Annotated in this window: 16 protein-coding genes and 1 pseudogene; 7 read left to right on the top strand and 10 right to left on the bottom strand. The window is 50.8% G+C overall.

Annotated features, from left to right (window positions below):
* Positions 1-113: 113 nt before the first annotated feature.
* The 3 genes from ACW44H_RS05445 to ACW44H_RS05455 all read right to left on the bottom strand — a co-directional run bounded on the left by ACW44H_RS05445 (position 114) and on the right by ACW44H_RS05455 (position 3194).
* The gene (locus tag ACW44H_RS05445) at positions 114-1130 is read right to left on the bottom strand and encodes a helix-turn-helix transcriptional regulator (protein ID WP_457507509.1); all 1017 of its coding nucleotides are present in this window, start codon (positions 1128-1130) and stop codon (positions 114-116) included.
* 40 nt (positions 1131-1170) lie between these two features.
* Positions 1171-1803 carry a DUF2201 family putative metallopeptidase gene (locus ACW44H_RS05450; protein ID WP_457507511.1) on the bottom strand — a complete coding sequence of 211 codons (633 nt, stop codon included), beginning with the start codon at positions 1801-1803 and terminating at the stop codon, positions 1171-1173.
* An 80-nt stretch (positions 1804-1883) separates the two neighbouring features.
* The gene (locus tag ACW44H_RS05455; protein ID WP_457507513.1) at positions 1884-3194 is read right to left on the bottom strand and encodes a PcfJ domain-containing protein; all 1311 of its coding nucleotides are present in this window, start codon (positions 3192-3194) and stop codon (positions 1884-1886) included.
* A gap of 110 nt (positions 3195-3304) precedes the next feature.
* On the opposite strand from ACW44H_RS05455, the gene ACW44H_RS05460 reads away from it, so the two are divergent.
* The 4 genes from ACW44H_RS05460 to ACW44H_RS05475 all read left to right on the top strand — a co-directional run bounded on the left by ACW44H_RS05460 (position 3305) and on the right by ACW44H_RS05475 (position 7968).
* Positions 3305-3706: a hypothetical protein gene (locus ACW44H_RS05460; protein WP_457507515.1), complete on the top strand. Its 402-nt coding sequence runs from the start codon at positions 3305-3307 to the stop codon at positions 3704-3706.
* Entirely contained in the window at positions 3703-5130 is a 1428-nt protein-coding gene (locus tag ACW44H_RS05465) for a DUF262 domain-containing protein (RefSeq protein ID WP_457507517.1), read from the top strand. Before ACW44H_RS05460 ends, ACW44H_RS05465 begins: the two co-directional genes overlap by 4 nt.
* On the top strand, positions 5123-7192 hold the full coding sequence (locus ACW44H_RS05470) for a DUF262 domain-containing protein (RefSeq protein WP_457507519.1): 2070 nt from the start codon (positions 5123-5125) through the stop codon (positions 7190-7192). Before ACW44H_RS05465 ends, ACW44H_RS05470 begins: the two co-directional genes overlap by 8 nt.
* A 224-nt stretch (positions 7193-7416) precedes the next feature.
* Positions 7417-7968, top strand: a complete 552-nt coding sequence (locus ACW44H_RS05475) for a hypothetical protein (protein WP_457507521.1) — start codon at positions 7417-7419, stop codon at positions 7966-7968.
* 90 nt (positions 7969-8058) lie between these two features.
* Here ACW44H_RS05475 and ACW44H_RS05480 read toward each other — a convergent pair whose 3' ends face one another.
* The 6 genes and pseudogenes from ACW44H_RS05480 to ACW44H_RS05505 form a co-directional block, all read right to left on the bottom strand.
* A complete protein-coding gene (locus ACW44H_RS05480) occupies positions 8059-9252 on the bottom strand; it encodes a tyrosine-type recombinase/integrase (RefSeq protein ID WP_457507523.1) in 1194 nt (397 codons plus the stop codon).
* Between the two features lie 263 nt (positions 9253-9515).
* On the bottom strand, positions 9516-10724 hold the full coding sequence (locus ACW44H_RS05485; RefSeq protein WP_457507525.1) for an ABC transporter permease: 1209 nt from the start codon (positions 10722-10724) through the stop codon (positions 9516-9518).
* A pseudogene (locus tag ACW44H_RS05490) lies at positions 10721-11611 on the bottom strand (ABC transporter ATP-binding protein); the annotation flags it as partial. The gene ACW44H_RS05485 and the pseudogene ACW44H_RS05490, both read right to left, overlap by 4 nt.
* 84 nt (positions 11612-11695) lie before the next feature.
* Positions 11696-12574 carry a polyprenyl synthetase family protein gene (locus tag ACW44H_RS05495; RefSeq protein WP_457507527.1) on the bottom strand — a complete coding sequence of 293 codons (879 nt, stop codon included), beginning with the start codon at positions 12572-12574 and terminating at the stop codon, positions 11696-11698.
* A 209-nt stretch (positions 12575-12783) separates the two neighbouring features.
* Positions 12784-14037 (bottom strand): sensor histidine kinase, encoded by a 1254-nt coding sequence (locus ACW44H_RS05500; protein ID WP_457507529.1) that lies wholly within the window; start codon positions 14035-14037, stop codon positions 12784-12786.
* Positions 14037-14741 (bottom strand): response regulator transcription factor, encoded by a 705-nt coding sequence (locus tag ACW44H_RS05505; RefSeq protein WP_457507531.1) that lies wholly within the window; start codon positions 14739-14741, stop codon positions 14037-14039. Before ACW44H_RS05505 ends, ACW44H_RS05500 begins: the two co-directional genes overlap by 1 nt.
* 417 nt (positions 14742-15158) lie before the next feature.
* Between ACW44H_RS05505 and ACW44H_RS05510 the strand changes: the two genes are divergently transcribed.
* Positions 15159-15494, top strand: a complete 336-nt coding sequence (locus ACW44H_RS05510) for a hypothetical protein (protein ID WP_457507533.1) — start codon at positions 15159-15161, stop codon at positions 15492-15494.
* A gap of 58 nt (positions 15495-15552) precedes the next feature.
* Here ACW44H_RS05510 and ACW44H_RS05515 read toward each other — a convergent pair whose 3' ends face one another.
* Positions 15553-16707 carry a mechanosensitive ion channel family protein gene (locus ACW44H_RS05515; RefSeq protein WP_457507535.1) on the bottom strand — a complete coding sequence of 385 codons (1155 nt, stop codon included), beginning with the start codon at positions 16705-16707 and terminating at the stop codon, positions 15553-15555.
* 364 nt (positions 16708-17071) lie between these two features.
* On the opposite strand from ACW44H_RS05515, the gene ACW44H_RS05520 reads away from it, so the two are divergent.
* Together ACW44H_RS05520 and ACW44H_RS05525 are read left to right on the top strand one after the other, a co-directional pair.
* Positions 17072-17641, top strand: a complete 570-nt coding sequence (locus ACW44H_RS05520; protein WP_457507537.1) for a phospholipase D-like domain-containing protein — start codon at positions 17072-17074, stop codon at positions 17639-17641.
* Positions 17638-18180: a phospholipase D-like domain-containing protein gene (locus tag ACW44H_RS05525; RefSeq protein WP_457508940.1), complete on the top strand. Its 543-nt coding sequence runs from the start codon at positions 17638-17640 to the stop codon at positions 18178-18180. The genes ACW44H_RS05520 and ACW44H_RS05525 overlap by 4 nt, the downstream gene beginning before the upstream one ends.
* Positions 18181-18508: the final 328 nt, after the last annotated feature.

Here is an 18508-nt window from a genome sequence, read left to right on the forward strand (position 1 = left end):
TGACTTGACCATGCTTATCAGCGTGCTGAAAGTATCAAAGCCTTGGTAATTTACATGAAGCGCTTCAATAAAGAGGCATAACAAGCTGATAGCGATAAGGGCTGAACTAACGTTTAGATCTCATCGTTGTAATGCGCTAACACCTGCTCGGCATTTGCCTTGAGTGCTTCTCGCCAGGAAATCGGCTCAATAACCTTTACATTGGCCCCCATGCCCATCAACCACCACAGTGTTTGTTGGTCATTAGGCACGCGAGCGGTGAGATGATAAGCCTCACTGTTCGTGAGGGGCTCAATAGTTTGGGTCTTGGCTAATGGAGTCTCTTGCAGCAACCATGCTACCGGGTGAGCAATTTCCGCTTCGAGAGTGACATCGTCTGTCCCTTGCCGATAGCCAAATGCACCCCCCTGGATATAAGCATCGATATCGAAGTCCTCTTTCACTTGCCAGGGCACATCGCTCATCGCCGCGTGCTTGACACGGTGCAACGCAAACTGGCGCAGGTCATCAAAACCATCTACTTGTGCGAGCATGTAAGTCACACTATGACGGCTCACAATTCCCTGTGGGTGCAGTGTCATTTTCTTTTCGATTTCAGTTGTGCGTGACAGATACATAACCTCAATGGCCTTTTGCTCTAACAATGCCTGTGCGACCGTCTGCCAGGTGGTTTCCTCCAACTCCGCCGGGATCAGCGCCTTGCCGTTGGGAATTGCACGCACCTTACGTGCCCATTGGCTCAAGCCATTAGTGCTCAGGTCATCCAGCAAGCGACGTGCATCGGAAAAGTGGGGCGACAGCTGACCGACCACCACCGGTGGCAGCAGCCCAGACAGATACTCTTCAGCTAGTACTAGGGTTAAAGCGCTGGGCACATCCAGGGCAGGTAGGTGGCAGTGAAAGTCTCGATCGAAGTACCACCGGTAGGGCTTTTGGCTATCATCACAAATAAGTGGAAAGTGCAGCGACAGTCGATCACGTAGGTCTCGCTGCAGGGAGCGAGTGTCAATATAAAAACCCCGCTCTTCGAGCTTTTCCTTCAGCGCTGTGGTGGAGGTGCGCCCTGGCGCACGAGGAATCAATTGTAGCAGGGTGAGGTAACGAAACAGCGTGTCACGAAAATCCGACATGGGAAGTCATGTCCTGAATTAGAGAAAAGGAATGTGCAGTTTAACGACCCGCACAAAATTCAGCGACCTTTGTCGGTATGTCGGATGTTCTCTGAGCAGTTAGGTGCGCTCGGCGACGCCACAGCTCGACCAATTCCAGGTCTGGTATCCGCGACGGGCTATATGACCAAAGGGCAGCTGGATGCACGTCGAGTGACGTCACATCATTTATGCACGGATGGTCCTCCAGCCACTGGTACACTTGAATTGCACACCGCCCGAAATACGCCGGAAACAGCAGCGCGCGGGAGGGGAGCGATACCCCTAGGGTTAGCAGTAGGCTGTTGACTTCATGATCACATGCCAGATGCCAACGATGAGGAGACGCCACCAAGGGTGCGGAAAGATGTCCAGCCACACAGTGCCAAATCAAATGTGCCTGCAGAAATATTCGCTCCTCGTCGTCGAGCGAGGCACTAAAGGTAGGGCAGAAATATAGCTTACGTCCGTCGGTGCTTGCGAAAAACGTATTGTTTTTATCTGCCACCGGGGTTAGCTCCAGAAACTGACTCAATAACTCCATCACCGGTAGAGTTTCCTTCCAACGCTTACGATCTGTCTGCCACTTAGCAAGCTCCTGTTGCGCTAGTGGGGTCATGGGCGTGAAAGATTGAAGATCATAAGACGTCATCATTGTCATCGTGCTGCCTCCCTAAGTATCAATAGAGGCAGGTTAATGTGATGATGCGACGATTAGTGTCGCTAAAGTTTCTGTCAGCTCGACAACGACGAAGGAGATGTTTCCAACCACGCCTGAATGGCTCCCAGCGAGGTAACCAGGGGCATGGTATTGCTAACCCCTCTAGCTTCGCTGAGAGCCCAACGGTTTCCTTGCCGGGCAATGGCAATGGTCACTTTTTGTGGATGATGAAGGTGATAAATGGCTAGGTGCCCCAACGCAATGGCATGACCATAGCTGCCTACGCAGTGCATCATGCGCTGACCTTCGCCAAGCAGGCCCTGCCAAGACGTGATTGGCGTAATGTTTTCAGTGCCTTGCAGCGGTGGTGTCGGATAGTCGCCATGGCGACGCTGAAGCTCAAGGGCGTGGTGATTGTCGTTTTTAAGCCCAGCATTAAAGCGCTGAACCAAACGGTCATGCAGGCGTTGTAGGTCCGTGGCGGAGCGAACACGATCAAGCGCCAAAGAGGAAGTAGGTAGCATGCGCGAGGTGTCGGTCAACATACGCTGTAGCCAAGCGCTCGTGCCGGCTGGTGTGGGCCGTGCGACGAGGCAGTCATCGATCAACACAAGCAGTCCAGACCAGCGCGGGCCTTCGTAGCGGGTTAGAAACACAAGGTGAGCTAAGTTGAGCGATGGATGATGGCGTAACAGAGCCGTATCCTCCTTGTGTTGGAGCGTGCGTATCAGAGCAGGTATATCGCGTCGACTCATTGGCCAGAGCGCGCAGCGACGAAGTAGCTTGGCACATGCTTTTGATTCGGGAAGCCCTATCGCTGAGCATTGAATGGCTTGTCGCTTTGCCAACAAGCGTACGAAGGCTTCGCGTGACCAGCTCTCATGCACACCACGCTCCACCAGCAGAATCAGCATTAGCGGCGATGATGACGCAAGCTCTTGCGCAGCCTTGACTTGGCCGCAGACTTGAGCCAGTTCAACACCAAGAAAAGGCGCGGCTTGAATCACCGATCGCACTGCCTCGGGCATGCCCGACATCAGCATCTCAGCATCGGTGGATAGCAACTCCCAACCAATACCCAAAGGAGCAAGAAACTCTCCGCTCGCTACGCGTTCGCCATTTACAAGGCTTACCCACGAGAATGGTATTTCGGATTGCCATGGTGACAGGTAAAGCGTTAACGGATACCCGACAGCTGCTTGGCAATCCAGTGCCACCGGCTTTTGTTTATTGTGTGCGCTTAACCATAAATTACGAAATAGGCGTAGAGGCTGTATCCAAGATTGCGCTAATGTAGTCATGAGCTTAATCGACATTGCCATTTGAGCCATTTGAGCCATTTGAGCCATTTGAGCCATTTGAGCCATTCGAGCCATTCGAGCCATTGGGCATCTTCCTTCCGTGCAGATAGGCAAAGCATAAAAGGGTGATGCGACACGTCTTGTCGTATCTTCACGATAAATTATCCATAAGCCCAATATAAAAGGAGTCAAATTTGCCTTTACGCGTCCATACAACTATAGAAATTGGTCTCCGCGAGCAACGCGATATTTTGGTATTGACGTTTCGTGATGAAATGGCTCAGATAAAAAGCATCGAAAACGCACCTGTAGACGGTTCATGGGAAGAGCTTCCAGAGCGAAAGGAAATAATTCGTTGGCTCGACAACCACGCTATAGGGTGGGAGCCATGTTTTCATATGACGCCTGGCTACCTGTTCGCTCAATATGAAGGGACTATCTATATCGATGTGGCGCCCCAAGCTAAAAACCCGTTGTATCAACAACTGCTTGAGTACTTGGAAGATGAATCAGAGCAATGCCGCTTCCCAGGCGTAGGCTTTTGGTTGATGCCGTATGAAATGACATTGAAACTAGATGCGAAATATAAAAGATGACGGAAGCGACTCCTCAACTGAAAAAGGGCGTGCTAACTGTTAAGCAATTGTTGGAAGACAGCAGTCTGACCATCCCCGAATATCAACGCCCCTATAAATGGACGCCGAGAAATATCAATCAGCTGTTTGCCGATATTGTACTGCATAAAGACAAATCCGCTTACCGGCTGGGTACGGTGGTTTTTCACCAGGAGGCCGATGATAAAAACCCCGGTAAAATTAAACGCAACATTGTGGATGGCCAGCAGCGTACACTTAGTCTGATGCTGGCAGTACGAGCGCTTATAAACGAGCGTGTTGACTCATACCGACCTATCAAAAGTCAGGATCTTTTAAAGACGTTGCAGACGCTTGGTGATTGCATGGTCGATCCTGTGTTCAACAGCCTGACTTCGCAATCCAATCTGCATAACAACTACCTGGCTGTCAGCAGGATCGTATCGCGGGCAGAATTTACCGAAGAGCTGATCGACTTCCTGCTGAATAAATGCCAAGTGGTTTACTTTGAACTAAACAATATCTCAGAAGCATTTCAGTTCTTCGATTCACAGAACGCCCGTGGTCGTGATTTAGAACCCCACGACTTGCTCAAGGCCTTTCATCTGCGAGAGTTTACGAATGAAGATGAGGGCCTTAAGGCGGAAGTGGTCAGCCAATGGGAGAGCAGCGAGACAGAGAAGCTGGCCAAGCTCTTTGCCAACTACCTATTTCGCATTCGCAACTGGTCGCGTGGTGCGTCAGCTCGCTATTTCGGCAAGGAGCATACGCACCTGTTTAAAGGGGTGAATATTGATCGCACTGATCGTTACCCCTTTGTGGAACAGCTGCGCATGACGCACTATTTCGTGGATAGCTATAATCGTCACGACCATCGCAAAATGGATGACAATCGCATCGCATTTCCCTTTCATCTGGATCAGATGATTATTAACGGCCGCCGCTTTTTTGAAATGATTGGCCATTACCAGAACGAAATCGACCTTTACCGAGCAACGTTTGCTACCCAGGAGACTGGAAGTGCCGGTCCGAGCGCTTATACGCTTTCGCAGTTGGACGGCTATGCGCGCCGTATTCTAGAAACTATCAACTCTTATGGTGCTCGCCATAGAACGGGCGACCGCTATGTTCGCTCGTTATTCGATTGCTTGATGATTTTCTTCATCGATAAATTTGGTATGACCGAAGTCTCCCGTGCAATCGAGAAGGCCTTTATCTGGGCCTATGGTCTGCGCTTGAAAATGCAGGTTTTACAGCTTGCCAGCATGGATAATTACGTTCTGGACAACAACATGTTTTTGCTTATCAAGGAGGCGACGCAGCCAGCGGACTTCCTGGCAGTTGAGTTGACGGTATTACAAAGTACGGCTGGCGAGAAAGTCGACGACATTAAAAAACTGTTTCAGGAGATGCGTTACTGTGAGTGATGGAATCAGCCAGCTCTCGGTCAGTGAACTACTCGACGGCCAGGTAGATTATTTGGTGCCAATGTATCAGCGTAACTACGCATGGGATGAAGCAGAAATCTCCCAGCTTATTCAAGATGTGCTGGATGAAATGCCGCAAGGTAAATACGCATCGTCAGCGCCTACGCCTTATTATATTGGTACCTTGGTGGTGTTTCGAAGGGGTACGACGTCAGGTGAACGTCCGCTTTATGAAGTGATCGACGGTCAGCAACGTTTGACCACGCTTTGTTTGTTGGCCAGCTATTTTAAACGGCGAAGTAGTAGTGAAGAAGGCTTAAACGTTAATACCTGGTTCAAGCGTCAATGCGTGCGTTTTGAGAGCCGTCCGCACTCATCAAATGCATTACTGGCAGCCTTTGAAGGTAAAGTCGAAGATATAAATACCGAGGCATTCCATAACGCCGAATATAACGCAGACATTATCCATGGTTACGAGCTGGTACAAAAACTGGTGCCCAAGCTCAAAGGCGAATCCATCGCAGAGCAGGATTTAGCTCGCTACCTGTTTAACCAAGTACAGATTATGCGGGTAGAGGTACCCGAAGATACAGACCTGAACCATTACTTCGAAGTCATGAACAATCGTGGCGAGCAGTTGGAAAAGCACGAAGTGCTCAAGTCGCGCTTGATGAACGTGCTTGACGACCCCGAAGAACGCTCTGTTCTGCATCAAGTGTGGGAAGCCTGCGCCAACATGGAGCGCTACATACAGATGGGGTTTTCGCCACGTCTGCGCAATAGACTCTTTGGTAAAAAAGATTGGGGCACATTCACCCCGAAAAATTTTGATGATGTAAAGCAGGCGCTTTTTGACAGTGAAGTCGAGAGTAAAGCTGTAACAAGTCGCTTGAGCGATATTATCAAGCAACCGCCTAAGCAGGAAAAAACTCAGAGACATCAAAGTACTGCCGAAGAAGCACCTGAGCGTTTCAATTCCGTGATCAACTTCCCCAACTTTCTGCTACATGTGTTGAGAGTGACAACCGAGCAGATGACAGCCAATAAAAATGTACCGCTTGACGATAAACAATTGATCACAGCGTTTGACGATTACGTGCTTAAGCAGAACGATGCCATAGAGCTGGTCAAGCGCTTTATCTTCGACTTGCTTAAATGCAAGTATCTTTACGACCAGCACATCATCAAGCGCGAGTTCTCAGGTAATATCGATGCGTGGAGCCTAAAACGCCTGAAATGGCAGGCTTCCAACAATAGCCATGACTACGTCAACGCTTTCAGCGATGACGCCGAAGATATAAATGCAAACCGTCGGGTGCTGATGCTATTGTCGGCTTTGCATGTATCTACCCCCACCATGGTTTACAAACACTGGTTGAATGCGGCGCTGTACTATCTTTACCACGCTGAGACGGTTACGTTTAAGGCGTATCTAAAATACCTTGAATCGGTCACCCGTTGCTTTGTTTATGACCGTTTCCTCTCCCGCCACGAAGAAGCCGGTTACTTCGAGATTATTTATAGAAGGAACGGACAGCTTCAAGCCCAAAACTGGGATGCTATTGATGAAGCCAAACTGAGGTTTGGAAATATCGCCAACAACCTAGTTTTTAATTATTTGGACTATCTTCTGTGGCTAAAATATAGGGGGAGTTCTCAGAAAGTGGTTCAAAAATATGAATTTAGCTTCCGAAGCTCGGTGGAGCACTATTATCCGCAGACACCTATAGATGGGGCTGAGAGGCTTCCTCCAGAAAGCCTTAATCTTTTTGGCAATCTCTGTTTAATCAGCCACAGCAAAAATTCAAGGCTAAGTAACCTGACGCCTAAAGCCAAGCAGGACCATTACTTAACCGGCGGTATCGACAGTGTGAAACAATGGCTGATGATGAGTAGTCCATCTTGGGGTGAGCTTGAAATCGTTCAGCATCATAAAGAGATGTTGGAAGTATTCCAGCATGACCTCCGTACAATGAAATCATCAGGTAGTAGGGATCGCCCTATACTTGTCCCTTTTCGCAGAGTTGAGGATGTTACCTCAGTAACTAGTAAGGGCAGGTAAGATGCGAGGTTAATTGAAATATTTCAAGCGCCACGGGCAGCAAGCTTAGAATTTAGCCATTGCAATTTTTCTCGCCTGCGATAGCTTATTAATGGTGTTTCCAACTGTGTTCTCCCTATCATGGCACCATTCTCGTCTTCTCGAACGGAAGGCATGCCGATTCTATATTAGTGAGATGTTGCTAAAGTTCGGTTCGACTTGCGCTGGCAGATGAGGGTGGGGCCATGGCAAAAAAAGCACGGCGTCAGCGCCAAGATACTTTCGATTTTTTGTATCTATGGCTGACGGGGTACGACATTCAGGTAGGGCTAGGGGTGAATCATCGGTTAAGGATGAACCCTCTATGGAGCGATCTCGAAACCCATGTCTTAGAAGCCAGCAGCGATTTGGAAGTGAGAGGAAAGTGCTTTTATCCGGAAGAGCGTAAAGGTGAAAAATTCGTTATCACATTGAGGGGATCCCCATCCCCAGTTGAGTTTGCACGTACTGTGGCCGACATTCAGCAACGCGACGCAGATGGAATGCCACGATACCGGACGTACCGTGGCTATCAAGTGCCGGTCTTCGAGTGCCCGAAAGGGGTGGCGAGATTACGCCGTGAGCGTCGTGCCGATGCATGGAAAGCTTGGATGTACGTTCCCGAAAGTTATATCGATAATTGCTTAGCAATACTGCGCACCAAGGCGGCACAGTACATCTATATCCACGAGCACATTATTGAGAAGGAGCGTTGGATCAACAGCTTCTCGGTTCAGTCGAACGATCCCACGGAATAAGCCTATACGAGCTAATATGCCGAGAAGGATATTTCGGTTGCTTGCTGATGTGTGCCTTAGGAGTAGGGTAGTGATGCCTGATTTGGTAATTTACGAAATGTAATCCGCCCATTCCTGCATCATCGCTCGCCGCTTCTCGAATAGATCCCCTCGTCGGTACGCTGCTTCCACCTTATTTTCGATGGTGTGGGCCAAGGCCATTTCTGCCACATCACGAGGGTAGCTGGTAACTTCACCTGTCCAGTCACGGAAGCTAGAGCGGAATCCGTGGGGGACATAGTTACCTTGTTCCCCACTCGGGCCGTAGCCTAGTCCACGCATAAACTGCAGTAGCGACATATTCGAAAGAGGGCGCCCCTGCTTCATGCCTGCGAAAATGTAAGTGTTGGCTTTCACGCGAGGCAGGTTGGAGAGTAGTTCTACAGCTTGGCGAGAGAGTGGAACGCGGTGCTCGCGATTCGCCTTCATTCTGTCAGCTGGGATCGTCCAAGTAGCATTGTTCAGATCAAGCTCATTCCATTCGGAATTCAGCACTTCCGAAGTGCGTGTGGCGGTCAAGATCAAGAACTGGAGTGCTTTCGATGACAGGCTGTTATAGCCGTTCACGGTAGCCATGAAGTCAGCAACTTCATCATAAGGCATGGCAGGATGATGATTGACCTTTTGAATTCGCGATGGCTTTGCCAATAGTTTATCAAGATGCCCACGCCAGCGGGCGGGGTTAACCGGATCACGATAGCCGTGAGCTGCTGCATAATCCAAGATGTTCTCTACGCGGCCTTGTACACGTTTGGCCGTTTCGTTTTTATTTGTCCAGATAGGCTTTAGGACTTCAAGCACGTCCTGCGTTGATATTTCATCGATGGATTTTTTGCCTATTTTGGGTCTTGCATAGGTTTTGAGCGTGCTAACCCACTGGCGGGCATGCTTGATATTACGCCAGCTGCGGCGGTGCGCCTTGATATAGCGGGCGGCACAGCTTGTAAATGTGATGGCTACTTTCTGTATTTCTTTTTCTTCTTCCAGGCGAGCATCCAGCGGATTAATCCCTTGCTTGACCAGCTTTCGGTTACCTGTAGCCTGCTCGCGGGCTGCAGATAGGTTGATGTCTGAACAGCCCCCTAACCCCATATCGCGAAGTTTACCATCCCAACGGAAACGGTAAATCCAGCTAGCCCCACCACTTTTACCGATCTTAAGATACAGGCCATCACCATCGTTGGTTAGCGCCGGTTTGGATTCCCGAATTAGCTTCTGAACCCCCTTGGTGGTTAGCTTGCCCATGACTATGTCCTCTGGTGATGAGGAATAGAAAGTATCATACCCAAGCCCATACTTCAGCCCATACTTTGGCTCTCTATTTGATTGCATTAATATGGACGAGATAGGAAGGTATAATAATTAAATGTTTTTAAAATCAGTATGTAATAGTATTTATTTGGAAGGGCTTGGATGGTAAGTATGCGGACTCCCCCTCCGCCAAGAATTTAGATTAAGCCGCTGATTTCAGCGGCTTTTTTGTGCCTGTAATTTGGCTAGCCCATACATCAATCCGGCGTCTTGAATAAAGGTAGAGCAGCTAAAAGCAGGCATACCAGTGCCACGGCAGCCAAGATGCCGCCGGGCTGGGCTAGCTGAGCCCAGCTGTCGCCGCGGATCAACGCCCCGTAAAAACCTTCAATAGCCCAGGCATTTGGCGTGAACAGGCTCACCGTCTGTAACCAGTCAGGCATCATAAAGCGCGGCACCATTGAGCCGCCGAGGCTGGAAATAGTGAGCACAAAAAACGAAGAAAAGGTTATCGCCTGTTGCGTTGTTCGACACAGCGACAGGAGTAAAAGTGCCAGCCCAGCACAAGCGGCGGCGCAGGCAAGTGCCATGACAATGACTTTCGCCAAAGCACTCTCTATCTCTAGTCCGAAACCGAACCTTGCGACTAAGAATATAGCGCTAGCCTGCAAGAATCCCAGACTTAACAAAAACAGAAACCGCCCCAATAGTAACCGTGAATGCGCAGCCTTGCTCAGTAAAAGGCGCTCGGAGATGCCGTTTTGGCGTTCTTCCAAACTGACCATGCCTGCGTTCACGGCGGACAATAACAAGAACAAAATAGTGGTGGCACCAGCATAGTAAGCAATACCGCTAAGCCCAGAGATAGACGCCGGCGTCTGGCCATAGACGGGCTGTAACTCGATAAGCGAGTCTTCGGCCGCTGCGTTGTCCGGTTCCCTGGCCATTGCTCCTAAAGCAGCGTCCAGACGCGCCTGTTGTTCGGGCGAGAAACCATCAACCAACGCTTCTGTGCTTTGCGCAAGACGTTGCACAAGAACTTGCGGTTGTTCCGAGGCCAGGCTTTGTCGCAGCCAGCCTTGTAAAGACAGGGCGGCAAGTTCACGGGTGGGTTCGCTGATGATGGTAAACAGCGGACTGTTGCTCGTGTCCAGTTGCCCGTGAATGATCACCGCTGTGTCGAAATTGCCTTGTCGCACCTGCTCCAGTAGTTGAGCACGGCTCGTATCGGGCAGAGCCGTAATCTCCACGTCTTCGGTCTGTGTCAGGTACTGCGCGAAGTCTTGCAGTACCGGATCTTCGGTTTCCACCACAAGGCCAACCCGCAGATGCAGGTCGCCTTCCGTGGCGCCGGAGAAGATGCTGGCGAATATGGTGAATACCAGGCTGGGCAAAGCGAATGCCAGGAGTAACGCTCCGCGGTCACGCCACAAGCCCAAGGCCATCACCCAGAAAATTGCCCTCATGACACCGTCTCCGCCGCAGAATCGATTCGGGCGCCGGTAAAGTGCTGCATCACGTTTTTTAATCCGGGCCGGCGAACCGAAACCTCGGCAATGGCATCACGTGCTCCGCCCAAGCCGCGGTAGAGGTGAGCGATCAACGTATCCAGCGGTAGGTCACTTTGTAGCCACCATTCATTGCTCTCATCACTATCACGGCGAAAGCCGATCTCCTGCAGCCGCTCACAGAGTGCTGGGGAGAAAATGAGAACCGTACGCACAACGAATAGCTGACTGTTGCCGAAGGTTTCGTGTACTAATGTTTGGGGCTCGGCCAAGGCTTTCAGCCGACCTTGATGAAGAAGGGCTACGCGGTGGGATAGCACTTCAGCTTCATCTAACTCATGAGTAACAACGACCACGGCCGCACCTTGCTCGGCGCGGCGGCGAATAAGGTCATGGATTGACATGCGCACACCCAGGTCGACCCCTGCTGTGGGTTCGTCCAGCACAAGTAGAGAAGGGTGCGAGACGAGGGTGGCTGCCAGGTGTAAGCGCCGTTGCATCCCACCGGACATCTGGTCCACCCGCACATGGGCTTTGTCTGTTAACTCGATTTCTTCCAGCGCTTGGCTGACCCGTGCGGGTACTTGTCGGCGATTGACACCTGTGCAGCGCGCGAAAAACGCCAGGTTCTCCCGCCCCGTCAGATGCCGGTATAAACCCAGGAACTGGGGGGTGAAACCGATGGAATGCTGATAGGCCTTACCCGGAGAAAGCGCTTTTCCTGCAATGAATATTTGCCCAGAGGTGGGGCGCAGCTTGCCGGTAATAGCGCGCAACAGCGTCGATTTTCCCGCGCCGTTAGGCCCGAGAATGCCGAGTATTTCGCCTGGACGTACCTGTAAAGAAACGTCGTCTAAGGCACTGTGGCTGCCGTAGACGACCCCTAGTTGATCGATGGTGAGTGCTGCCGTCGCCGTCATTCGCAAGGTCTAAACCCCAAGCCTTTGCGCCGCACCGTCGAAGGTAACGAACTGTTGTTCCACGAACGCTGCGAGTAGGGATTCATCGTGTCCTGCTCTACGCAATTGCTCTCTTGCCAGTGCTTGTGCGTTGCTCAATGCACCGCGAACTTCTTCCGGTGTGTAAAGAGAAAGCAAAGTGGTTTTCGCCGCATCCTGCTGCACGTCCTTACCGGTCTCCTGCGCAAAGGTACTGTGGTCTAACATATCATCGTAAAGCTGAAACAGCAGACCAAAGGCACGGGCAAAGCGCGTCAATGCCTCTATCGCTTCTGCATCCAGCCCCCGAAGTCGTGCACCGGTGACGACAGCAAACTCAAACAGGCAACCTGTTTTCTGATAATAGAGTTGTTCAATTGCGCTCTTGCCGCCAACGGGCTGGTTTTGTAAATCAGCGATCTGCCCGCCAACTAATCCCATGGAACCAATAACATGACTGAGATGAGCGCTCACGGTGACTTTGGTGGAAGCATCCACGTTGGGGCAATTGGCGATAACCCCGTACGCGAGGTTGAGGAAGTTTGTTGATGCAAGAATGGCGGTGCTTTCGGAAAAGCGTAGGTGCGTACAGGGGCGATCACGTCGCATCGTCGCATCATCCATGCAGGGCAGGTCGTCGAGAATCAGCGAAGCGGTATGCACCAGTTCCGATACACAGGCCATACTAAGGGTGTGACTGTCAGTGGCCACGTTCGCAGCCAGAAGCGTAAGAAGCGGGCGCAAGCGCTTGCCTGGACCCAACAAGGCATAATGCATGGCTTGATGCAGATGCGTAGGCGATGTTTCCTGAGCTGGCAGAAGCTCCAGCAAGGTGTCGTTTACCCTGCTCTGTAGGTGGACAACATCCATTGCTGGCGTCATGGGAGCCGAGACGGTTATTGGTGCTTGTCTCTTTCTACCTCGGGACGCGATAGACGCGGACTCTGCGGCGGACGCTTGCGGCTTGTGTGTAAAGGTCACCCTGTACCCCCGATTGGCTACCTATGCGGCTAGCATAGAGCCAGAGCTGACTCCATTTAACCGCCATTTGAAAATTGTACTGTCCTGGCCTTTTTGGATCACCACGAAAGACGGGCGACGACACGCTGCTCATCAGCGAGTAGCGAAAACGACCAGCCATTGCGCTCACACAGCCGTTGCACGATACCCAGACCAAGACCATACCCTTGAGACGACGGCGCCTCGGTCGGTGTGTGCCGATTATCAGCGTCACTGCTCACCTGATTGGTGACTAAGAGCTCATGCTCTTTAATACGAATCGTGATCGGTCCCTGCGCGTGGAGCGTATGCTCGAACGCATTTCGCACCAGATTATTGACCGCAATAGAAAAAGCCTGTGGGTGTCCGTTGACGCTGGGTTTTGCGAGTTCGTCGATATCAACATTGACGAATTTGCGGATCAGCAGGTAGCGCTGCTGATCTATCGCTTTGCTCACCAGCGGCATCACTAAAAACTGCTCGTCATACAACCCGTCGTCGGTTTCGCGAGCGAGGCACAAGAACATTTCAATCGTGATTTTCATATCGAGCGTTGCACGCTTCACTCGATCAAGCGCCTTCGTATCGGTCGCTGACAGGTTGCTTTGTTCTAGCAATTCAATTGCGCCTGTTATCACCGTGATCGGCGTCCGCAACTCATGACTGGCTGAACTGGTAAAATATCTTTCTCTCTCAACAAATGCGCTGATACGCTCAAGCGTCTTTTCGATAGTCCTGGCAAGTACACCAACTTCATCATCGCCGTAACGGCTGGACTCTATGCGTTTATGATCTTCGGCCGTTAGTTGTTCCGGGTCGATGTCCGCGACCGCTTTGGCGAGTTGCGCCACAGGGGCGACGGCTTTGCGCATAACAACCACGCCCAGCCCGAAACCAAGAGTCGCGAGCGTACCCACAGCACCGGTGATAAAGAGCAGCCACCACCAATCCTCTAACGACGACGCCTCAATCCCGGCAACATCGAACACCACAAAGCCGAGTCGCTGTTCATCGTCGGTAGCCAGCTTTTCATTGTCGGTAGATAGCACAGCGACATGCAATTCGTTTTCCTCGAATTCGTACAAGCCCTCACCGGGATTCGTTTGCGCCCATTCCCTCAGTGGTTCAGGCAAGCTAGCGATCTCATCGTATCCGCGAAGGTTCATCGGCATAGAGGGATAGCTCTCTGCGGCACGCTGCAACTGATGCTGCAGCACTCGGTCTTCGGTCAACCTGATCGCAGCGAAGAAGGCGACCCCCCAGGCCACGCTCAGTACAGCAACGCACACTGCAAATGCAATGGCGACACGCGTACGCAAACTGTGCCGGTACATTACCGAGCATCCTCAGCAATTCGGTACCCGATGCGATGAACGGTATGAATTAACGGGCTATCAAACGGCCTATCGATAGCCTGGCGCAGCTTGTACAAGTGCGAGCGCAGCGCATCGCCATCGGGGCGCTCGTCAGCCCACAACAACGTTTCGAGATCATCGCGCGCGACAACAGACGGCGCCTCTTCCATCAATCGTTGCAGTAGTTTCATGCCAGTAGGATTGAGATCAATGCGCCGCCCCGCACGATGCACTTGCAGCGTGGACCGGTTCATCGTCAGCTCACCAACCGTTAACAGGTTGTCGGTTTTGCCGTGACTGCGTTTGTACAGCGCCTGCAGTCGCGCATGTAGTTCCTGTAAGGCGAATGGCTTGACCAAATAGTCATCGGCTCCCGCCTCGAACCCCTTGAGTTTATCGTCAAGCGTGTCTCTCGCCGTTAGCATCAGTACGGGTGTTTCTAGTTTGGCGTCAGTTCGAAGTTTTTGGCAAAAACTCAGGCCATCCATCCCCGGAAGCATTAGGTCCAGAACAATAACGTCGTACGGGTTCGTCAACGCCAGGTACATCGCGCTTATACCGTCGTAGGCAAAATCCATAACATAGCGATGCTTTTCAAGGTACGCAGCAATGTTCTCGCAAATGTCGCGGTTGTCTTCGACAATCAATATTCTAATCGGCGCCGCTCCAAGCACGTTTCCCATTTGCTGTTCTCCCTTGCCAGGCACGATTTACCAGCCCCAGCCATAATCCAGTCGCAGAAGTCCAGTCGCAGAAGCCCAGCCGCATAAGCCCAGACGCAGACCAATAAGCGGCTCGGCCTCGCTATCCTGATGAAACTCTGGAAGCTAGCAAAGCCGATGTGGCTAAAAAGTCGCTGAAATGTGAAAGCTACAATTTCATGATAGTAGAAGAAGCAAATAGGACGGCGTCGGTTTCTTCAGCAAGTCGGGCGCTTGGCCACATTCGCGACTATGGTGAGTCATGAATGATTGCCGTGCATCTGGTCTGGGGGGCTGGCACCGTATGGATCGGCGAATATCTGGCGAACCGACGGGCCTTCCCCCCTCGGGTAGCTACGGCTATGCTTTTTAGTACACGCGACGCTAAGGAGAGAGAACATGCCATTGCAATGGACTGGCCAAGTGACGCTACATATCTCGAACACTGAGGAAGACGTTGTCGTGCAAGGCCAGGGTCTTGAGTTGATCCAGGCTGGCTTGCGTATCCTCGATCACGATGAGGTACGCCATGAATTCATCTATGGCTATGACGATCCCAGGTTTGAGCTGGAGGTCAATGCCACCGCCGAGAAGAACACCGTAGAGATTGACCCTCCTCTTCTCAATGCTAAGACGTCGGCGGCGGTAGAAGAGCGGGCCAATACACTCGCGGCCACTTTCCATCATGATCCTGATATCGATGACGAGCCGTTGACGCCTGTCTCGAGTAATTGACCGTCACCTCGGTCACAGGTTGGCCGGCTATCTTTGTAATCGTGGCCGACCGGGGTGTCTATGCTTTCCTGCTCCCTTCGTTGGGCCGAGAGGTTGGCTCATCAGAAGACATCGCGGCCATTTGATTAAATTCGTGCCCCTTGGGCAGAGGAACCTCGTCCAAAAATTCAAGAGCGCGCACCGGCATTGCGAATTTGATATTACGGTTACTCAGCTCTTCCAGTAGAGAGAAGTTAATGGCTTGCTGGATATCCATATAAAGGTTGTAATCCGCGCTCAAGACGTAATAGACAACTTCGTATCTCAGGGCGTAATCGTCAAACATAAGCAAATGAGCGCGATCGAAACGGGTGTTTTCGACTGCCTCAACGGCTTGTTTGATGAGTGGCGGGAGCTCGCGCGCTTTTTCGACGGGTGTCCGGAAGGAGATAGCTAGGCTGAACACGACACGCCGCTCGCTCATTCGGCTGTAATTGTGGATCGTTTGTTGGAGCAGCTTAGTGTTCGAACAAAGAATTTGTTCTCCACTCAAGCTACGGATGCGAGTGGTTTTTAGACCAATATATTCAATCGTCCCGGCAATATCGTTAAAAACAATAAAGTGGCCTGCCTTAAAGGGTTTATCCACCCCGATAGAGGCCGATGCAAACAAATCCCCCAGCAGTGTCTGTACCGCAAGGGCGATGGCAATTCCCCCGATGCCCAGGCTGGCGACAAAGGCGGTGATATCCACACCCAGGTTGGCCAGTACCGACAGCAGTACAACGGCCCAGAGCACGATGCGGAACATCAATGCCACCATGGTCACTGTCAGTTGGTTATCCTGGCCCGCTTTATCCTGGATAACTTTCTCTTTCCAATAAGCGATAGCGGCATCGACCCAAAGGCCGAATTGTAGGGCGAGGACTAAAAACCATAAATGACTGACCCGAGCATCCCAAACGGGACCCAACTCAACAACCGCCAGGCCGATTTGAAGAGCCATCGCCGCGATTAGCAGGCGACTGGTGTGCTTGAAGATCTCAGCGGCGTAGTCGCTCCAACGCCCTTTGCTCGTTGATAGCCAGTTGACGATCCGAGCAAGGACGGAACTCATCAATACCCGAAGCGCGACATAGCTGACGGCAGAAATACCTATGACTAGAGCGAAGTTCAGGAAGCTAGTTTGTGATATCCATATCTCCCAGGTCCGCCACAACTCCCAATTAACCATATCTGATTCCCTTCTTATGCAACTTAAGCCTCGTTAATATTACGGATAATCGCTTACACAAGCTGAAAACTGTTTTTTAATGTTTATCAAATTCTGTATATCAAGTTGTGTGATTCATCAGTCGTTCCTAGCCTAAGCAGACCATTATAAATTGGCAAAAACCAACACTTACGATCGCAGAAAACTTGGTATTTTAGCCGAAAGTACGCAAGCAGTTACTAGCTTACTTATGCAATACAGTTAAGATAAGTACCGGTCGCAATGTTCTATATCTTTTTATCAATTGTTTGCTTATGCCGCTGATATATGGCTTCTCATCATTAGGTGGTTTTTAAATTCACTAACTACACGGAAAGGAGGGCCCATGGAACCGACATGGAGAGAGGGTAACCGAATCCAGTTATTGCCTGGGGCCGAACATTACGTACCTGCGCTCCTTGATGCTTTGGGGGAAGCGGAGGAATCGATTCTTTTTGAACAGTATTTAATTGCGTCGGGAAGATTCGCCAGCAGTGTCATCAGCGCCTTATGTGATGCCTCGCATCGGGGTGTACAAGTATTTGTCTTATTCGATGCGTATGGCGCAAAAGGGCTCGACAAACAAGACCGACAACGACTAGAGCAAGCGGGCGTTGTGATACGAGAGTTCAACCCTCCGCTTAGCTTTCGGCGCGGAAGCATTTTTTCCCGGGACCACCGAAAGCTACTGCTGGTGGATAGCAAGGTCGCCTTCACAGGGGGGTTCTGTATTATCGATGAGTTTCTAGGGGAGTGGTACGATGTGGTGGCACGGATAGAGGGGCCGGTTGTGCAGGATTGGTTGTCATTGGGCTTTGGCAGTCGCAGGCTACCAAAGGTGCAGAGACGGCTCCGACATTCGAAGGCGCCAGATATAGCCTCGACCCCTGGTTCATCGGTTCGTCCGCGAGGGTGATCTGGGGCAGGGGGTATCGCCAGCAGGCAATTCGCTTTTCGCTACTGCAACAGATCGAAAGTGCGCAGCAAACTATTTGCTTGTGTACGCCTTATTTTCTACCAACACCGAGTCTTAAACGTAAACTAGCAGCTGCAGCCAAGCGCGGTGTTGACGTACAGTTATTAGTCGCTGGTAAAGACCATGATCATCCCACCATTTTTCATGCGGGCCGCCGACACTACACGTTCTTAATGAACGCAGGCGTGAAAATTTACGAGTATAGCTCCCGGTTTATTCATGCCAAATACGCGGCGGTAGATGACTGGGTAACCATTGGTTCCTGCAATTTTGATCATTGGAGCCTACGTTGGAATTTAGAGGCCAATCAGGAAGTGCAAGGCGTTGAGTTTGCTGACGAGACTCGGCGGCTTTTCGCACAAAATATCGCCGCGAGCGAGAAAATTGACTCAACCGAATGGGCAAGCCGACCGCATTATCAAAAATTAAAAGAAACCATGGCAGGAACCCTAACAGCTTATTTAACACGATTGCGTTAACCACGATTGCGTTAACTACGTGGCTTTCGTGTAAACATGCGCAAGCTGACGCCGCTGATAGAGGTACCCACTCCCGGTCTGACAAGCGTATGTTCTGGCAGTACATCGAAGCATTTGCGCTTTATAACGCACTGGTCGGCTACCTAGGCCTTTTGTACTAGACGCAGCCCTATATTTTTCACTCTTGCTCGTGGTTTTATTGACGACTTAGTCCAATAAGTTGTTTCGTTTATTTTATATTTAACAGCTAACATTTTTAATGTAATACGGTTTGTATTTTAATTTATTTTAATAAAAACGTTATTAGTTAATATCTGCCTGTAGACAG

Source organism: Vreelandella sulfidaeris Esulfide1 (assembly GCF_054072535.1).

Excerpts from the sequence above, each read along its gene's own strand:
- ACW44H_RS05445 (WP_457507509.1), bottom strand. The coding sequence starts at position 1,130 with ATGTCGGATTTTCGTGACACGCTGTTTCGTTACCTCACCCTGCTACAA.
- ACW44H_RS05450 (WP_457507511.1), bottom strand. The coding sequence starts at position 1,803 with ATGATGACGTCTTATGATCTTCAATCTTTCACGCCCATGACCCCACTA.
- ACW44H_RS05455 (WP_457507513.1), bottom strand. The coding sequence starts at position 3,194 with ATGGCTCGAATGGCTCGAATGGCTCAAATGGCTCAAATGGCTCAAATG.
- ACW44H_RS05465 (WP_457507517.1), top strand. The coding sequence starts at position 3,703 with ATGACGGAAGCGACTCCTCAACTGAAAAAGGGCGTGCTAACTGTTAAG.
- ACW44H_RS05475 (WP_457507521.1), top strand. The coding sequence starts at position 7,417 with ATGGCAAAAAAAGCACGGCGTCAGCGCCAAGATACTTTCGATTTTTTG.
- ACW44H_RS05480 (WP_457507523.1), bottom strand. The coding sequence starts at position 9,252 with ATGGGCAAGCTAACCACCAAGGGGGTTCAGAAGCTAATTCGGGAATCC.
- ACW44H_RS05485 (WP_457507525.1), bottom strand. The coding sequence starts at position 10,724 with ATGAGGGCAATTTTCTGGGTGATGGCCTTGGGCTTGTGGCGTGACCGC.
- ACW44H_RS05495 (WP_457507527.1), bottom strand. The coding sequence starts at position 12,574 with ATGGATGTTGTCCACCTACAGAGCAGGGTAAACGACACCTTGCTGGAG.
- ACW44H_RS05500 (WP_457507529.1), bottom strand. The coding sequence starts at position 14,037 with ATGTACCGGCACAGTTTGCGTACGCGTGTCGCCATTGCATTTGCAGTG.
- ACW44H_RS05505 (WP_457507531.1), bottom strand. The coding sequence starts at position 14,741 with ATGGGAAACGTGCTTGGAGCGGCGCCGATTAGAATATTGATTGTCGAA.
- ACW44H_RS05510 (WP_457507533.1), top strand. The coding sequence starts at position 15,159 with ATGCCATTGCAATGGACTGGCCAAGTGACGCTACATATCTCGAACACT.
- ACW44H_RS05515 (WP_457507535.1), bottom strand. The coding sequence starts at position 16,707 with ATGGTTAATTGGGAGTTGTGGCGGACCTGGGAGATATGGATATCACAA.
- ACW44H_RS05520 (WP_457507537.1), top strand. The coding sequence starts at position 17,072 with ATGGAACCGACATGGAGAGAGGGTAACCGAATCCAGTTATTGCCTGGG.